Origin of the sequence: Streptomyces shinuiensis (genome assembly GCF_043660855.1) — a bacterium.
GTDB lineage: Bacteria > Actinomycetota > Actinomycetes > Streptomycetales > Streptomycetaceae > Streptomyces.
Genome location: NZ_JBIHML010000001.1, coordinates 1,599,309 through 1,615,265, shown reverse-complemented (window position 1 = coordinate 1,615,265; position 15,957 = coordinate 1,599,309). Strand labels below are relative to the sequence as shown.

General features: G+C 73.7%; 13 protein-coding genes, 1 pseudogene and 1 riboswitch. Of the genes and pseudogenes, 8 read left to right on the top strand and 6 right to left on the bottom strand.

The genetic code is table 11. The features are described from left to right. The first annotated feature begins 170 nt into the window (after positions 1–170). Positions 171–728, top strand: coding sequence for a ribosome recycling factor (gene frr, locus ACGRHY_RS06965; protein WP_093662313.1), 558 nt, complete (start codon positions 171–173; stop codon positions 726–728). 21 nt (positions 729–749) lie between these two features. Next, on the top strand, positions 750–1,928 hold the full coding sequence (locus ACGRHY_RS06960; RefSeq protein WP_394634524.1) for a phosphatidate cytidylyltransferase: 1,179 nt from the start codon (positions 750–752) through the stop codon (positions 1,926–1,928). Positions 1,929–2,088: 160 nt separating this feature from the next. Here the strand turns inward: ACGRHY_RS06960 and ACGRHY_RS06955 are convergent, their stop codons facing one another. Then, positions 2,089–2,295: a hypothetical protein gene (locus ACGRHY_RS06955; RefSeq protein ID WP_394634523.1), complete on the bottom strand. Its 207-nt coding sequence runs from the start codon at positions 2,293–2,295 to the stop codon at positions 2,089–2,091. 326 nt (positions 2,296–2,621) lie between these two features. On the opposite strand from ACGRHY_RS06955, the gene rlmN reads away from it, so the two are divergent. The 4 genes from rlmN (at position 2,622) to ACGRHY_RS06935 (ending at position 7,736) form a co-directional block, all read left to right on the top strand. Next, a complete protein-coding gene (rlmN, locus tag ACGRHY_RS06950; RefSeq protein WP_394634522.1) occupies positions 2,622–3,728 on the top strand; it encodes a dual-specificity RNA methyltransferase RlmN in 1,107 nt (368 codons plus the stop codon). Positions 3,729–3,804: 76 nt separating this feature from the next. Continuing rightward, positions 3,805–3,940: riboswitch (TPP riboswitch) on the top strand. Beyond that, positions 3,935–5,029, top strand: a complete 1,095-nt coding sequence (locus tag ACGRHY_RS06945) for a thiamine ABC transporter substrate-binding protein (RefSeq protein WP_394634521.1) — start codon at positions 3,935–3,937, stop codon at positions 5,027–5,029. (Overlaps the previous riboswitch by 6 nt.) Continuing rightward, on the top strand, positions 5,005–6,699 hold the full coding sequence (locus tag ACGRHY_RS06940) for an ABC transporter permease (RefSeq protein WP_394634520.1): 1,695 nt from the start codon (positions 5,005–5,007) through the stop codon (positions 6,697–6,699). The genes ACGRHY_RS06945 and ACGRHY_RS06940 overlap by 25 nt, the downstream gene beginning before the upstream one ends. Positions 6,700–6,701: 2 nt before the next feature. Then, positions 6,702–7,736 (top strand): ABC transporter ATP-binding protein, encoded by a 1,035-nt coding sequence (locus ACGRHY_RS06935; protein WP_394634519.1) that lies wholly within the window; start codon positions 6,702–6,704, stop codon positions 7,734–7,736. An 82-nt stretch (positions 7,737–7,818) separates the two neighbouring features. Here ACGRHY_RS06935 and ACGRHY_RS06930 read toward each other — a convergent pair whose 3' ends face one another. Then, on the bottom strand, positions 7,819–9,051 hold the full coding sequence (locus ACGRHY_RS06930; RefSeq protein ID WP_394634518.1) for a hypothetical protein: 1,233 nt from the start codon (positions 9,049–9,051) through the stop codon (positions 7,819–7,821). Next, positions 9,033–9,782, bottom strand: coding sequence for an ABC transporter ATP-binding protein (locus ACGRHY_RS06925; protein ID WP_394634517.1), 750 nt, complete (start codon positions 9,780–9,782; stop codon positions 9,033–9,035). Before ACGRHY_RS06925 ends, ACGRHY_RS06930 begins: the two co-directional genes overlap by 19 nt. A 296-nt stretch (positions 9,783–10,078) precedes the next feature. Between ACGRHY_RS06925 and ACGRHY_RS06920 the strand changes: the two genes are divergently transcribed. Continuing rightward, positions 10,079–11,527, top strand: coding sequence for a gamma-aminobutyraldehyde dehydrogenase (locus ACGRHY_RS06920; protein WP_394634516.1), 1,449 nt, complete (start codon positions 10,079–10,081; stop codon positions 11,525–11,527). Between the two features lie 184 nt (positions 11,528–11,711). On the opposite strand, the gene ACGRHY_RS06915 is transcribed toward ACGRHY_RS06920, so the two are convergent. Continuing rightward, on the bottom strand, positions 11,712–12,848 hold the full coding sequence (locus ACGRHY_RS06915) for an adenosine deaminase (RefSeq protein WP_394634515.1): 1,137 nt from the start codon (positions 12,846–12,848) through the stop codon (positions 11,712–11,714). Between ACGRHY_RS06915 and ACGRHY_RS06910 the strand changes: the two are divergent. Further along, positions 12,847–13,293 (top strand): annotated as a pseudogene (locus ACGRHY_RS06910) (hypothetical protein); the annotation flags it as partial. The gene ACGRHY_RS06915 and the pseudogene ACGRHY_RS06910 sit on opposite strands and share 2 nt — an antisense overlap. On the opposite strand, the gene ACGRHY_RS06905 reads toward ACGRHY_RS06910, so the two are convergent. Continuing rightward, the gene (locus ACGRHY_RS06905; protein ID WP_394637952.1) at positions 13,200–13,760 is read right to left on the bottom strand and encodes a phosphatase PAP2 family protein; all 561 of its coding nucleotides are present in this window, start codon (positions 13,758–13,760) and stop codon (positions 13,200–13,202) included. The pseudogene ACGRHY_RS06910 and the gene ACGRHY_RS06905 sit on opposite strands and share 94 nt — an antisense overlap. Before the next feature lie 647 nt (positions 13,761–14,407). Beyond that, entirely contained in the window at positions 14,408–15,760 is a 1,353-nt protein-coding gene (gene gabT, locus ACGRHY_RS06900; protein ID WP_394634514.1) for a 4-aminobutyrate--2-oxoglutarate transaminase, read from the bottom strand. Positions 15,761–15,957: the final 197 nt, after the last annotated feature.

The window sequence follows — 15,957 nt, the reverse complement described above, 5'->3', positions numbered from 1 at the left end:
CCGGCGGCGGACACGAAACGACGTCCGTACGGGAGCCGCCGCAGACGGCACCGTACGGCAACTCCGTGCCGCACGATGGGCACGGTACGGGGATGGACAACAGCCTGCCGGTCGGACACCGTGCAGGAATCAGGGCTTTCCGGCTCAATTCATCGAACCAGGAGCACGTGGTGATCGAAGAGACCCTCCTCGAGGCCGAGGAGAAGATGGAGAAGGCGGTCGTCGTCGCCAAGGAGGACTTCGCCGCGATCCGCACCGGCCGTGCGCACCCGGCGATGTTCAACAAGATCGTGGCCGACTACTACGGCGCGATGACCCCGATCAACCAGCTCGCGTCGTTCTCGGTGCCCGAGCCGCGCATGGCCGTGGTCACCCCGTTCGACAAGAGCGCGCTGCGCAACATCGAGCAGGCCATCCGTGACTCCGACCTCGGTGTCAACCCCTCCAACGACGGCAACATCATCCGCGTCGTCTTCCCGGAGCTGACCGAGCAGCGCCGCCGGGAGTACATCAAGGTCGCCAAGGGCAAGGCCGAGGACGCCAAGATCTCCATCCGCAGCGTCCGCCGCAAGGCGAAGGAGGCCATCGACAAGGCCATCAAGGACGGCGACATCGGCGAGGACGAGGGCCGCCGCGCGGAGAAGGAGCTCGACGACACCACCTCCAAGTACGTCACACAGGTGGATGAACTGCTCAAGCACAAGGAAGCCGAGCTTCTCGAGGTCTGAGGTTTCGAGGCTGCGATTTTCGTGAACGACTCATCCTGGGGAGTACCACCGCCGGGCGCCGGGCCCTCCGGTCGCCCCGGCCACCCCGCCCATCCCGGCCACTTCGGATACCGGAGCACCCCCGAACAGGGTCTCTCCTCCCCGCTCCGCGCAGAGGCGGCCCAGGCCCCGGCGGGTTACATGCACGAGGACGCCGAGGCGTCGCAGACTCGGCGTATGCCCATCGTGCCCGACGCCCCCGGCGGTGACCAGGACGATCGTGACGGCCGGGCGGCCGGGCGGCCGTTCGGCGGCCCCGCCCCCGGTGGCGGCCGGCCCGGACCGCGGACCGGTCCCGGAGCGGAGCCTGCCGCCCCCTCGCCCCGGGGCCGTTCCTCGGGCCGCAAGCGGGCGGGCCGTGATCTGCGCGCCGCGATAGGGGTCGGCCTGGGGCTGGGCGCCGTCATCATCGCCTCGCTCTTCGTCTACAAGCACGTCTTCGTCGGCGTGATCGCCGCCGCCGTCGTGGTCGGGCTGTGGGAGCTGACCTCCCGTCTCGCCGAACGCAAGCGGATCAGGGCGCCGCTGGTGCCGCTGGCCGTCGGCGGCGCCTCGATGGTCATCGCCGGTTACGTCCGCGGCGCGGAGGGCGCCTGGGTGGCCACCGCGCTCACCGCGCTGGCCGTACTGGTGTGGCGGATGACGGAGGACCCCGCGGAGTACCTGCGGGACGTCACCGCCGGTGTCTTCGCCGCCTTCTACGTCCCTTTCCTGGCCACCTTCGTAGCCATGATGCTCGCCGCCGACGACGGCCCGCAGCGGGTGCTCACCTTCCTGCTGCTCACCGTCGTCAGTGACACCGGGGCGTACGCGGTCGGCTGGCGCTTCGGCACGCACAAGCTCGCCCCGCGCATCAGCCCCGGCAAGACCCGCGAGGGCCTGCTTGGAGCGGTGGCATTCGCGATGGTGGCGGGCGCGCTGTGCATGCATCTCCTCATCGACGGCGGCGTCTGGTGGCAGGGCCTGCTGCTGGGCCTGGCCGCGGCCGGCAGCGCCACCCTGGGCGACCTCGGCGAGTCCATGATCAAGCGTGATCTGGGCATCAAGGACATGGGCACCCTGCTGCCCGGCCACGGCGGCATCATGGACCGCCTGGACTCCCTGCTGCCGACGGCCCCCGTGGTCTGGCTGCTGCTGGCCGTCTTCGTCGGCGCGGGCTGACGCTCCCACCCGTATCCGGGGCCCGCCGCGCGCAAGCGGCGGGCCCCGGACGCGTCCACGACCCGCACGGAGGCGGATGTCCTCGAACTCGGCCCGAGCCGGTCCGGCTCCGCTTCCGCATCCCGAGCCCGCCTCATCGGGGACAGGAGACCTCGGCCGGTCAATCCGGGGCGTAGCACCTGACGAACGACCACTTCCCGTCCGGGTAGCCGTCGTCCGCGGCGTCGGTGTGGACCTCGAGCCCGCCCTGCGGCGTCAGACGGTGGCGGCCGCGAACCGGGTCGCCCTCCATGGTGGGAAAGGCCACCTTCGACTCCGCGCCCTCGCCGCTCCCGAGGGACTGCCGCGGGCAGGCGATCTCCCGCACCGCTGCCCGCGTATGTCCTCGCCCTGCTCCGATACCATCTCGCCGCAGCAGGGGAAACCGCCCACGGCCTTCCGGCGTTCCTCGACGGGATCGCTCGGGGCGCCGCAACCAGCGGCCGGCGGAAAGACGGCCGTCACCGCGACGAGCCGCACGCACGACCCGACGGCCGCCGTACGTCGACGATGGGCCCTGCTCTGGTCAGGCATGCCCCCGCACCCTCGTTCCGGACGTTGGACGCGGCTCCGCGGCAGCGGGTTCCGGAGGCCGCCCGTTCCGGCTCCGAGCCGGAACGGGCGGGGCGGTCGATCTGCGACACTGGACGGGTTATGCCTGCACCCGGAGAACTCACCTTTGTCGCGCCGCGCGGGGCCGCCAGGCCGCCGCGGCACCTCGCCGACCTCGCCCCGGCCGAGCGGCGCGAGGCCGTCGCCGCGATCGGCGAGAAGCCGTTCCGCGCCCAGCAACTGTCGCGGCACTACTTCGCCCGGTACGCCACCGACCCCGCCGCCTGGACCGACATTCCGGCCGACGCGCGCGAGAGGCTGGCCGGCGAGCTGCTGCCCGAGCTGATGACCGTGGTGCGGCACGTCAGCTGCGACGACGACACCACCCGCAAGACGCTGTGGCGGCTGCACGACGGGACGCTGGTGGAGTCGGTGCTGATGCGCTACCCGGACCGGGTCACCATGTGCGTCAGCTCGCAGGCCGGCTGCGGGATGAACTGCCCCTTCTGCGCCACCGGCCAGGCCGGGCTGGACCGCAACCTGTCCACCGCCGAGATCGTCCACCAGATCGTCGAGGGCATGCGCGCCCTGCGCGACGGCGAGGTGCCCGGGGGCCCCGCGCGGCTGTCGAACATCGTGTTCATGGGTATGGGCGAGCCACTGGCCAACTACAAGCGGGTCATCGGCGCCATCCGCCGCCTCACCGACCCCGAGCCCGACGGCCTGGGCCTGTCCCAGCGCGGTATCACGGTCTCCACCGTCGGACTGGTTCCGGCGATCCACCGCCTGGCCGACGAGGGACTCAGATGCCGGCTGGCGGTCTCCCTGCACGCGCCCGACGACGAGCTGCGCGACACCCTGGTGCCGGTCAACACCCGGTGGAAGGTCCGCGAGGTCCTCGACGCCGCCTGGGAGTACGCCGAGAAGTCCGGCCGCCGCGTCTCCATCGAGTACGCCCTCATCCGGGACATCAACGACCAGGCGTGGCGGGCCGACCTGCTGGGCCGGCTGCTGGCGGGCAAGCGGGCGCACGTCAACCTCATCCCCCTCAACCCCACGCCCGGCTCCAAGTGGACCGCGTCCCGTCCCGAGGACGAGCGCGCGTTCGTCGCCGGACTGGAGGCGCACGGCGTGCCGGTGACCGTCCGCGACACCCGCGGGCAGGAAATCGACGGCGCCTGCGGCCAGCTCGCCGCCACCGAGCGCTGAGGACGCGCCCGCCACTGATACGGTGGCGGTGACCTCAGCGGTCGCACACAGTATCGAAACAGCGGTATCGAAACAGCGAAACCGACAGGGGAGCGCGCACAGCGCTGAGAGTGCGGTGTCACCGGGAGAAGGCCGACAGGCCGCCCGGGGAACCGCAGACCCTCGGACCTGATCCGGTTAGTACCGGCGTAGGGAGTCAGAAGAAAGTGCACATCAAGATCCGGCGCGCCCTGGGCGCGGCCGCCCTCGGCACGCTCACCCTCTCCACCCTCGCAGCATGCGGCGGCCCGCAGCCCTCCGGGAACGGCGGGGAGAAGGGGGAGGGCGGCACGACGGTCACCCTGGTCACCCACGACTCCTTCGCGGCCTCCGACGCCGTGCTGGAGGAGTTCACCGAGAAGACCGGCTACACGGTGAAGGTGCTGCGCGGCGGCGACGCCGGCTCGTCCCTCAACCAGGCGATCCTGTCCAAGGACAACCCGCAGGGCGACGTCCTCTTCGGCGTCGACAACACCCTGCTCTCCCGGGCCCTGGACAACGGTCTGTTCACGCCGTACGTGGCGGAGGGCCTGGCGAAGATACCCGCGCGGTACCAGCTCGACGCCGAGGAGCACCGCGTCACCCCCGTCGACTCCGGCGACGTCTGCGTCAACTACGACCGCGCCTACTTCGAAGAGCGCGGCATCGCCCCGCCCAAGACCCTCGACGACCTCGCCGAGCCCGCCTACAAGGGTCTGCTGGTCACCGAGAACGCCGCCACCTCCTCGCCCGGCCTGGGCTTCCTGCTGGCCACCGTCGCCGAGTACGGCGATGGGTGGCCGGAGTACTGGGAGAAGCTGAAGGCCAACGGTGTCGAGGTCGTCGACGGCTGGGAGCAGGCGTACTACGACCGCTTCTCCGGCTCCTCCGGCGGCAAGGGCGAGGGCGACCGGCCGCTGGTCGTCTCCTACGCCTCCAGCCCGCCCGCCGAGGTCCTCGGCGCCGACCCCGCGCCCGAGCAGGCCCCCACCGGGGTGGCCACCGGCACCTGCTTCCGCCAGATCGAGTTCGCCGGACTGCTCAAGGGCGCGGACAACCCCGCGGGCGGCAAGGCGCTGCTGGACTTCCTGACCGGCCGGTCCTTCCAGGAAGACCTGCCGCTGCAGATGTTCGTCAACCCCGTGCGCGAGGACGCGAAGCTGCCCGAGGTCTTCACCCGCTACGGCGAGACCGTCGACGAGCCCCGCACCATGGCCCCCGAGAAGATCGCCGAGAACCGCGAGGCGTGGGTCAAGGCGTGGACCTCGGCCGTCGTGAGGTGAGCACGGGCATACGCGCGGGGACGGCGCCGAGGCTCGCGCTGGTGGCGGTGCCGGCCGTCTTCCTCGCGCTGTTCTTCGCCTACCCCGTCGCCGCCATCACCGCCCGCGGACTGTACGACGGCGGGCGGTGGCGCCCGGACCGCATCGCCGCCGTCCTCACCGACCCCGACATCGCCGGCGTGGTGTGGTTCACGCTGTGGCAGGCGGCGGCCTCCACCGCGCTCACCCTGCTGCTGGCACTGCCCGGCGCTTACGTGATGGCGCGTCTGGACTTCCCCGGCAGGCGGATGCTGCGGGCGGCGGTCACCGTGCCGTTCGTGCTGCCCACCGTCGTCGTCGGCTCCGCCTTCCTGGCCCTGCTCGGCCGCGGCGGGCTGCTGGACCAGTGGTGGGGGGTGCGGCTGGACACCGGCGTCACCGCCATCCTGCTGGCCCATGTCTTCTTCAACTACGCCGTGGTCGTGCGGATCGTCGGCGGCCTGTGGGCGCAGCTCGACCCCCGCCAGGAAGAGGCCGCGCGGGTGCTCGGCGCGAGCCGGTGGGCCGCCTGGCGCACCGTGACCCTCCCCGCGCTCGTCCCGTCGGTGGCCGCCGCCGCGCTGATGGTCTTCCTGTTCACCTTCACCTCCTTCGGCGTCGTCCAGATCCTCGGCGGCCCCCGCTACGCCACTTTGGAGGTGGAGATCTACCGGCAGACCGCCCAGCTGCTGGACCTGCCCACCGCCGCCGTCCTGACCCTGCTGCAGTTCGCCTCGGTCGCCGCCCTGATGGCCTTCCACTCCCGCTCCCTCCGCCGCCGCAGGACGGCCCTGGGCCTGGTCGACGCGGCCCGCACCGCCCGCCGTCCGCGCGGGGCCGGACAGCGGGCACTGCTGGCGGGAGTACTGGTCCAGATCGCCGTGCTGCTCCTGGCCCCGCTCGCCGTGCTCGCCGAACGCTCCCTGAGCGGGCCCGACGGCTACGGGCTGCACCACTACCGCGCCCTGGGATCGGCCGACGCGGCCGGCGGCACCTTCACCGTCGCCCCGCTGGAGGCGGTCGGCAACTCCCTGGCCTACGCGGCCACCGCCACCGCCGTCGCCCTGGTCGTCGGCGTCCCGGCCGCGGTCGCCCTCACCCTGCGCGGTCCGGGAGGCCGGGCCGGACGGCTGCTGCGCGGCCTCGACGCGCTGCTGATGCTTCCGCTGGGCACCTCGGCGGTCACCGTCGGCTTCGGGTTCCTCATCGCGCTGGACGCCCCTCCGCTGGACCTGCGCTCGTCGTGGATCCTGGTCCCGCTGGCCCAGGCCCTGGTCGGCATCCCCTTCGTGGTACGGACCCTGCTGCCGGTCCTGCGGGCCGTGGACACCCGGCTGCGCGAGGCCGCCGCGGTGCTGGGCGCCTCGCCGCCGCGCGTGTGGCGCGAGGTCGACCTGCCGCTGGTGCGGCGGGCGCTGCTGGTCGCCGCGGGATTCGCCTTCGCCGTCTCCCTGGGAGAGTTCGGCGCCACCGTCTTCATCGCCCGCGCCGACGCCCCCACCCTGCCCGTCGCCGTCGCCCGCCTGCTCGGCCGGGCCGGAGAGGCCAGCTACGGCCAGGCCATGGCGCTCAGCACGATCCTGATGCTGCTGTGCGCGGCGACTCTGCTGGCGCTGGAGGGCGTCCGCACCGACCGATCGGGAGAGCTGTAGGGATGGCCTCGCTGCGACTGGACGCCGTCACCGTGCGCTTCGGGAGGCGCACCGCCCTGGATGCCGTCGACCTCGACGTCGCCGAGCACGAGATCGTCTGCGTGCTCGGTCCTTCCGGCAGCGGCAAGTCCACCCTGCTGCGGACCGTCGCCGGACTGACGGAGCCGGACTCCGGGCGGGTGCTGCTCGCCGGCCGCGACCAGCGGGGCGTCGCTCCGCACCGGCGCGGGGTGGGCCTGATGTTCCAGGACCACCAGCTCTTCCCCACCCGCGATGTCGGCGGCAACGTCGCCTTCGGGCCGCGTATGCGCGGCGAACCGCGCGGAGAGGTCCGGGGGCGGGTCGCCGAGCTGCTGGAAATGGTCGGCCTGCCCGGGGCGCAGGGGCGGCCCGTGGCAGCCCTGTCCGGCGGCGAGCAGCAGCGCGTCGCGCTCGCCCGCGCGCTCGCGCCCCGGCCCGGCCTGCTGATGCTGGACGAGCCGCTCGGCCAGCTCGACCGTTCCCTGCGCGAGCGGCTCGTGGTGGAGCTGCGGCAGCTCTTCCGCCGCCTGGGCACCACCGTGCTGGCCGTCACCCACGACCAGGGCGAGGCGTTCGCGCTCGCCGACCGGGTGGTGGTGATGGAGGCCGGGCGGATCGCCCAGACCGGCAGTCCGGTGGACGTGTGGCTCCGCCCCGCCTCGGAGTTCGTCGCCCGATTCCTGGGCTTCACCAACCTCGCCGCGGCGGCAGTGCGGGGGCGGAGCGCGGACACCCCCTGGGGCGCTGTTCCCGTGCCGTCCGGCGCGCCGGAGGGGCCGTGCACCCTGCTGGTGCGCCCCGCCGGGGTACGGCTGGCCGCACCCGGCGAGGGACTGCCGTGCACCGTCACCGCCCGTACCCTGCGCGGCGGCTCCTCGGAGATCTCCCTGCTGCTCGCACCCGAGCGCGGCCCCGCGCTGGAGGCGTCCTGCCCCCTGCACACGGCGCCCGACCCGGGCACCGCCGTGTCCGCCGCCTTCGACGCGGGCGAGGTGGTGGTCCTGCCCGCGCGGTGAACGCGGGCAGGACGGCACAGCGCGGGGTGTGAGGACGGGGCGGGAGGGGAACGGGCGGGGCCGGGCGGCGTGGGGCCCCGCCTCAGCGCACCAGCGGCGTCGAGGCCAGCTCCGCCACCAGCCAGGCCGTCGCCATCAGCACACCCAGCAGGGCCGCCACCCGCAGCGCGGCGGCGGCGCGCAGCAGCCGGCGCGGTACGCCCAGCCGCCGCAGCCCGTCGTTGGCGGGGGCGCGGGCCGCGCGGAACTCCGACGCCGCGCTCAGCGCGCCCGCCACCGCGCACACCACGACCACCGCCGTCCCCAGCGCGGCCAGCGGTCCCACGGCCGCCGCTCCGCCGCCGAGGACCGTACCCGGACCGTGCAGCCGGACCGCCGTCAGCGCCCCCGCCGTCACCGCGCACAGCACCCCCGCCGGGTGGCCAACACGCTGCGCCTCCTCACGCAACACCCGGCCCGACAGCAGCCGCAGCACCCCCGGCCGGCCGGCCGCCAGCAGCAGTCCGCACAGATGGACCAGGCCCGGACCGGCCAGCACCAGCCCCGCGGCGATCAGCAGCCAGCCGGCCACGATCCCCGGTCCCAGGGCGTCCGGCGAGCCCGGCAGCGATGCCCGCGAACCGGTGGAGGCGACGAACCGCTCGGCGGCGTAGGCGTCCAGGGCCAGACCCGTCGCGGTGACCGCCACGCCCCAGGGCAGCCCGGCGGGCACCGGCGGCGGCCGGTGGGGGAGGACGGCGGGTGGTTGCGGCCGGTGGTCGCGGGGCGCCGCCCGCATCCGGGCGGCCACCGCGCTCGCCCCGGCGGCGGCCAGCGGCGGCACCGCCAGCAGCGTCAGCGCCGCGGCCCGCGGCAGCGGGTGCCCGGCGCCCAGCAGTTCGCCCGCCGCCCCGGCCAGCGGCACCCCTTCCAGTGCCCCGCCGAGCGCGACACCGGGCACACCGGTGAGCCCGCCGCGCAGATGGAGGAAGACCGGCAGGGCCAGCGCGCATCCCAGCGCGCAGTACAGGCCCGTGGCGAGCGCGGCCAGCAGCGGCAGCCGCGCGGGCCCCACTCCGACCGCGTCCAGCCCGGCCCGGGGACGTACGCCCGGGTCGCTGCGGACGGCGGCGACGGAGAGGTGCGCACAGGCGGCCAGCGGTACCGCGCACCACAGCAGCCGGGCCGCCGCCGCTCCGGGCCGCTCCGGGTGGGTGACGGCATGGCCCAGCGTGCTCAGCAGCAGGAACCCCACGGCTCCGGCGGTGCAGGCGACCAGCGCCCGCCGCGCCAGAGCCGAGGGACGGGAAGTGCGTACTAGGCGGAGAGCGAGCACGCTGCCCTGCCCTCCGGACCAGGCCTCACGGGTGAGTCCGTGGGCGGCGGGGCGTCGGCGCCCACCCGGCGGCCGTCCACGAGCGTGACCGCGCGGTCCGCCACGCCCGCCACCCTGGCGTCATGGCTGGCCAGTACCACCGTGATCCCGTGCGAGCGGGCCGCGGTGGCCAGGGTGCGCAGCACCTGGGCGCGGTCGGCCTGGTGCAGCGGCGCGGTCGGCTCGTCGGCGAAGACCATCGTGGGGGAGTGCGCCAGCGCGCGGGCGATGGCCACCCGCTGCCGCTGTGCCTGCAGCAGCGCGCCCGGCCGGCTGCGGGCGCAGTACCCGACGTCCAGCCGCTCCAGCCACTCGCACGCTGTGCGGCGGGCCCGGCGCCGCCCGGCGCCCGACAGCAGCAGCGGCAGCGCGGCGTTCTCCCACACCGTCAGCTCCGGCAGGAGGTGCGGTTCGCTGCCGACCCAGCCGAAGCGGTCACGGCGCAGCCGCTCGCGGGCCGGTGCGGGCAGGGTGTGCAGGGGGACGCCGTCGAACCACACCTCGCCCCGCGCCGGCACCAGCCGTCCCGACAGGCAGCCCAGCAGCGTGGACTTGCCGCAGCCGCGCGGTCCGGTGACGGACAGGATCTCACCCTCGCGGACCCCGACGCACACGTCCAGCAGCGCGGGCGAGCCCTCGTGCTCGTGGTGCAGCCCGCGTGCCCAGAGCAGGTCCTCGGGTGCAGCCACCATGACGGGCACCTCCGCTCCTCGCCTTCGGGTCGTGCCTCCTCCCTGACGGGGTGTAACGAGCGCCAGGGGGATCGGTAACTGGCACGGTACGGACCGCGGCTGCGGCCGGGACGGCGGCGGGCGCGGGAGCCGCCCAGTTTCCTCCGAATGGTCCTTCGAGGAGCCCTCTCCAGTATTTCCGCCATTCGGGTGTTCGGAACGGAAGAAACCCCGGACGGGTGGGTGTGTCCAACACGTTCTTCGATGGTTAGGGTGGATGTCCCACTCATCGGACAACAGAGCAGGAGTGCGCGAAGATGGGCACCGAACTGCGTCGGCTGCGCAACTACATCGACGGGGAGTTCCGGGACGCCGCCGACGGGCGCACCACCGAGGTCGTCAACCCGGCGACCGGCGAGGTGTACGCGACGGCGTCGCTGTCCGCCGCCGCCGACGTCGACGCGGCCATGGCCGCCGCCGAGGCCGCCTTCCCGGCCTGGCGCGACGCCACCCCCGGCACCCGCCAGACCGCCGTACTCAAGATCGCCGACGCGATCGAGCGGCGTGCCGACGAACTGCTGGCGGCCGAGTGCGAGAACACCGGCAAGCCGCTGGAGCTGACCCGGCAGGAGGAGCTGCCGATGATGCTCGACCAGATCCGTTTCTTCGCCGGCGCCGCCCGCCTGCTGGAGGGCAAGTCCGCCGGCGAGTACATGGAGGGCATGACCTCCTTCGTGCGGCGCGAGCCGGTCGGCGTCTGCGCCCAGGTCGCGCCGTGGAACTACCCGATGATGATGGCCGTGTGGAAGTTCGCCCCGGCGCTGGCCGCGGGCAACACCGTCGTCCTCAAGCCGTCGGACACCACCCCGGCCTCCACCGTCCTGCTCGCCGAGATCATCGGCGGAGTGCTGAAGGAGCTGGACCTGCCCGCCGGGATCTTCAACGTCGTCTGCGGCGACCGCGACACCGGCCGGCTGATGGTCGAGCACCGCGTCCCGGCGATGGCCTCCATCACCGGATCGGTCCGCGCGGGCATGGAGGTCGCCGGCAGCGCGGCCAAGGACGTCAAGCGGGTCCACCTGGAGCTGGGCGGCAAGGCCCCCTGCGTGGTCTTCGAGGACGCCGACATCCCGGCCGCCGTCGAGGGCATCCGCGACGGCGGATTCTTCAACGCCGGACAGGACTGCACTGCGGCCACCCGCGTACTGGTCCACGAGTCGGTCCACGACGAGTTCGTCGCGGCCCTCACCAAGGCCGCCGCCGAGGTGAGGACCGGTGACCTCGGCGACGAGGACTGCTTCTACGGGCCGCTGAACAACCCCACCCACCTGGAGAAGGTCACCGGCTTCGTCGAGCGCCTGCCCGACCACGCCAAGATCGAGACCGGCGGCCACCGGGTCGGCGACAAGGGCTACTTCTTCGCCCCGACGGTGGTCTCCGGCCTGCGGCAGGACGACGAGATCGTCCAGAACGAGGTCTTCGGCCCGGTCATCACCGTCCAGAGGTTCACCGACGAGGCCGAGGCCGTGCGGTGCGCCAACGACGTCGAGTACGCCCTGGCGTCCTCGGTGTGGACCAAGGACCACGCCCGCGCGATGCGGATGTCCAGGGCGCTGGAATTCGGCTGCGTGTGGATCAACACCCACATCCCGCTGGTCGCCGAGATGCCGCACGGCGGCTTCAAGAAGTCCGGCTACGGCAAGGACCTCTCCGCGTACGGCCTGGAGGACTACACCCGCGTCAAGCACGTGATGACGGCCCTCTGACACACCCCGCGCGCCCGGCGGGAAGCCGCCGCCGGCCCCCGCGCCCCTCCGGGCGCGGGGGCCGGAGCGCAACGCCCGCCCGGAGGGGGCGGGCAGCCGGCCGGTAACGTGGGGTGACCGGACGGGGAACGGGTGCGGCACGGCCGTGCGTCCGGCCGCCGGACCCGCCCGGGCCGGATGCCGTTCAGCCTCGCCAGGAGGCCAGGTACGCGTCGATCTCGGCCAGCAGGGACGACTTGACCTGCACGGGCGCGAACGAGGCCGTCACGGCGTTCTTCGCCAGCCCCGCCACCCCGGTCGCGTCCAGTCCCAGCAGCCGGGCGGCGATCTCGTACTCGGTGCACAGGTCGGTGCCGAACATCGGCGGGTCGTCGCTGTTGACGGTGACCGGCACCCCGGCCTTGACCATCTCCGCGATCGGGTGCTCGTCCAGCGAGGCCACGGCGCGGGTGGCGATGTTGGAGGTCGGGCAGACCTCCAGCGGGATGCGGTGCTCGGCCAGGTACGCCAGCAGCTCCGGGTCGCGCACGGAACTGGTGCCGTGTCCGACGCGCTCGGCGCGCAGGGAGTCCAGGGCGTCCCAGACGGTCCGCGGCCCGGTGGTCTCGCCCGCGTGCGGGACGCTGTGCAGCCCCTCGGCGATCGCGCGGTCGAAGTACGGCTTGAACTGCGGGCGCGGCACTCCCACCTCCGGACCGCCCAGCCCGAAGGAGACCAGGCCCTCGGGACGCAGCTCGCAGGCCAGCCGGGTGGTCTCCTCGGCCGCCTCCAGCCCCGCCTCGCCGGGGATGTCGAAGCACCACCGCAGGGTGACGCCCAGCTCGGCGGCCGCGGCCCGGCGGGCGTCCTCGATGGCCTCCATGAAGGCGCGCTCGGGTATGCCGCGCCGCGTCGAGCTGTAGGGGGTGACGGTCAGCTCGGCGTAGCGGATGTTCTGGCGGGACATGTCCCGGGCGACCTCGTAGGTCAGCAGCCGGACGTCCTCGGCGTCGCGGACCAGGTCCACCACGGACAGGTAGACCTCGATGAAGTGGGCGAAGTCACTGAAGGTGAAGAACTCCGCGAGCGCGTCCTCGTCGGCCGGGACCGCGGAGCTCGGGTGCCGGGCGGCCAGCTCGGCCACGATGCGTGGGGAGGCCGATCCGACGTGGTGGACGTGGAGTTCGGCCTTGGGAAGGCCGGCGATGAACGCGGACAGACCGTCGCTGCCGGGGCTGGGCAAGATTCCTCCAGATGGACGGGGGCGCGGCCATGGTAGGCGGGAGCCGGGCGAGGCGCACGCACGCCTACGATGGCCCGACACCCGACGAGGAGGGGACATGCCGGAGAACCCGGGCCCGGGGGAGGGCGTACCGCTCGGCAGGGCCGCCGGACAGCAGGCCGGTGCGCCGCCGTCCGGCCGGCCGGCCGTGACGGCGTTCGTGCCGCCGGCCGGACAACCGCCGCAGACACAGCCGACGCAGCCGCCCGGGCAGGGGTACGGACAGTGGCACGGGCAGGGGTACGCGTACGGCGGTACGTGGCCGGGGGCCGAGCCCCGGCCCGGCCACGGGTACGGGCCGGCGGGCCCGGTGCCCGGCTGGGTGCCGCCCCCGCCGCCACCGCAGACCAGCGGCATCTGCACCGCGGCGATGGTCCTCGGCATCGTCAGCATGGTGCTGGTGACGACCTTCTACGGCGTGGTCCTGGCCGTCTTCACCGGCCCCGTCGCCATGTGCCTGGGCATCGCGGCGCGCCGCAGGGTCAAGCGGGGCCAGGCGTACGGCAGCGGCCAGGCGACGGCCGGGCTCGTCCTCGGGGTGGTCTCCTTCGCGATCTCTGCCGTGATCATCGCGCTGGGTACCTGGTTCTTCCTCAACATCGACCGGTTCGAGCCGGCGGAGGAGGGCTCCTGGTACGAGGACACCAACCACACCCAGGTGGTGGACCGGGTGTCCGGTGCCGACTTGTACGGCCTGCCCGCCGGGACGGCCCAGGAACCGCCCGGCGGGTCCGGGCGGTTTGGGAACCGCCCGGACCCGCCGGAGGCGGCGAGGACGGCGGCCAGCAGCGGCGTGCCCAGACACCAGCTGCCCAGCACGTCCAGCGGCCAGTGGTATCCCCGCCACACCAGCCCCGCGCCCACGGCGGCGCACACCAGCGCGGCCACCGCCGGCGGCGCCCACCGGACCCACCGCGGCCGCGCGCGGACGCAGGGCAGCACCAGCAGCGCGACGGCGCCGTAGGCGACCATGGCCGTCGCCGCGTGGCCGGAGGGGAAGTGGCCGGTGCCGCCGAGCGGGCCGGGCCGGCCGGTCAGTGCCTTCAGCGGCGCCACCAGGACCGGTACGGCGGCCATCGCCGCGGCCAGGACGGGCAGCGCGACCTCGATGTTGCCCAGGTCGGCGAGGAACTCGGCGAGAGCGGCCGGCGGGGCGTCCTCGCGCATCTCCCGCGCCAGGCGCTCGTCCCCCTCCGCCAGCGGCCCGTCGGCGGTCACCTGCCAGGTGACCGCGGCGAAGAGCAGCAGGGGAAGGACCACCGTCAAAAGCGCCGTCAAAAGCACGGCCGGGAGCGGGAGCGGCCGGGGAACGCGGAACGGCGGCCCCGGAACAGGGGGGAGGGTTCCGGGGCCGCCGTGGCGACCGGTCACCGCTCGCCCCGGGGGGTGTGGGGCGGGCGGCCGTCCGATCGGTGAGGAGTGTGCGCGAGGGCACAGCCGGGCCGGATGAGGGGAATCACCGGCTCGGTACCTTCCGCAGAGACCCGCGGGCGGGACACCGCGTTCTTCCGAGGAAGACCGTACGGCAGGCGGCGGGCGACGGACAGGCGTGTCACCGCAAGGCCATGGCCCCCGCACACGTTCTTCACGCAGCTCCTCGTTCCGGGATCCCCCGGGTGTCACCCCAGGCTCGCCAGGGCCTCCTCGACGACGTCCAGGCCCTCGTTCAGCAGATCCTCCCCGATGACCAGCGGGGGCAGGAAGCGGACCACGTTGCCGTAGGTGCCGGTGGTCAGCACCAGTACGCCCGACTGGTGGCAGTGCCTGGCCACGGCGGCGGTGGCCTCGGGGTCGGGCTCCTTGGTGCCGGGCTTGACCAGTTCGACGGCGATCATCGCGCCCCGGCCGCGGACCTCGCCGATCACGCCGTGCTGCTGGGCCATCTTCTCCAGCCGGGGCTTCATGATCTCCTCGATGCGGCGGGCCTTCGCGTTCAGGTCCAGCTCGCGCATCGTCCCGATCGCGCCCAGCGCGGCGGCGCAGGCCACCGGGTTGCCGCCGTAGGTGCCGCCGAGGCCGCCGGAGTGCACGGCGTCCATGATCTCGGCGCGGCCGGTGACGGCGGCCAGCGGCAGGCCGCCGGCGATGCCCTTGGCGGTGGTGATCAGGTCCGGGACGACCCCCTCGTCCTCGCAGGCGAACCACTGGCCGGTGCGGCAGAAGCCGGACTGGATCTCGTCCGCGACGAAGACGATGCCGTTGTCGCGGGCGAACTCGGCGATGCGCGGCAGGAAGCCCCTGGCGGGCTCGATGAACCCGCCCTCACCCAGCAGCGGCTCGATGACGATCGCGGCCACGTTCTGGGCCCCCACCTGCTTGGAGATCTGGTCGATCGCCTGGGCCGCGGCCTCCTCGGCGCAGTTCTCCGGGCCGGTGGGCCAGCGGAAGGGATAGGCGACCGGCACCCGGTAGACCTCGGGCGCGAACGGGCCGAAGCCCTGCTTGTACGGCATGTTCTTCGCCGTCAGCGCCATGGTGAGGTTGGTGCGGCCGTGGTAGCCGTGGTCGAAGACGACGACGGCCTGGCGTCCGGTGTACGAGCGGGCGATCTTCACGGCGTTCTCGACCGCCTCGGCGCCCGAGTTGAACAGCGCCGACCGCTTGGCGTGGTCGCCGGGGGTGAGCTTCGCCAGCTCCTCGCAGACCTCCACGTAGCCCTCGTAGGGGGTCACCATCACGCAGGTGTGCGTGAACAGCTCCAGCTGGGCGGCGGCGCGGCGCACCACGGCCTCGGCGCTGTTGCCGACCGAGGTCACGGCGATGCCGGAGCCCAGGTCGATGAAGGAGTTGCCGTCGACGTCCTCCAGCACGCCGCCCCCGGCGCGGGCGGCGAACACGGGCATGACCGCCCCCACGCCCGCCGCCACGGCCGCCTGCTTGCGGGCCGTCAGCTCCTGTGACCTCGGTCCGGGGATCGCTGTGACGACACGGCGCTCCTGGGGGAGGGCGGAACCTTCGGACATTTCGGTCATGGCGGACTCCTCGGGCTCGTCGGTGCGAAGGGGTGTTCATGGGTGTGGTTTCTCGCAGGCTAGGGCGGGGGAGGGCATGTCGGCATGCACCGCCGCGGAGAAGTGTCCGTGTCGTGTTGGCCGCGGTGGACATGGCCGGTTGTGCACGGCGGCCAACTGCGTTGCCCGGGGACTAGATTGGGACGGTGGACGGGCGA

Excerpts from the sequence above, each read along its gene's own strand:
- rlmN (WP_394634522.1), top strand. The coding sequence starts at position 2,622 with ATGCCTGCACCCGGAGAACTCACCTTTGTCGCGCCGCGCGGGGCCGCC.
- ACGRHY_RS06935 (WP_394634519.1), top strand. The coding sequence starts at position 6,702 with ATGGCCTCGCTGCGACTGGACGCCGTCACCGTGCGCTTCGGGAGGCGC.
- ACGRHY_RS06925 (WP_394634517.1), bottom strand. The coding sequence starts at position 9,782 with ATGGTGGCTGCACCCGAGGACCTGCTCTGGGCACGCGGGCTGCACCAC.
- ACGRHY_RS06920 (WP_394634516.1), top strand. The coding sequence starts at position 10,079 with ATGGGCACCGAACTGCGTCGGCTGCGCAACTACATCGACGGGGAGTTC.
- ACGRHY_RS06915 (WP_394634515.1), bottom strand. The coding sequence starts at position 12,848 with ATGTCCCCTCCTCGTCGGGTGTCGGGCCATCGTAGGCGTGCGTGCGCC.
- ACGRHY_RS06905 (WP_394637952.1), bottom strand. The coding sequence starts at position 13,760 with ATGGTCGCCTACGGCGCCGTCGCGCTGCTGGTGCTGCCCTGCGTCCGC.
- gabT (WP_394634514.1), bottom strand. The coding sequence starts at position 15,760 with ATGACCGAAATGTCCGAAGGTTCCGCCCTCCCCCAGGAGCGCCGTGTC.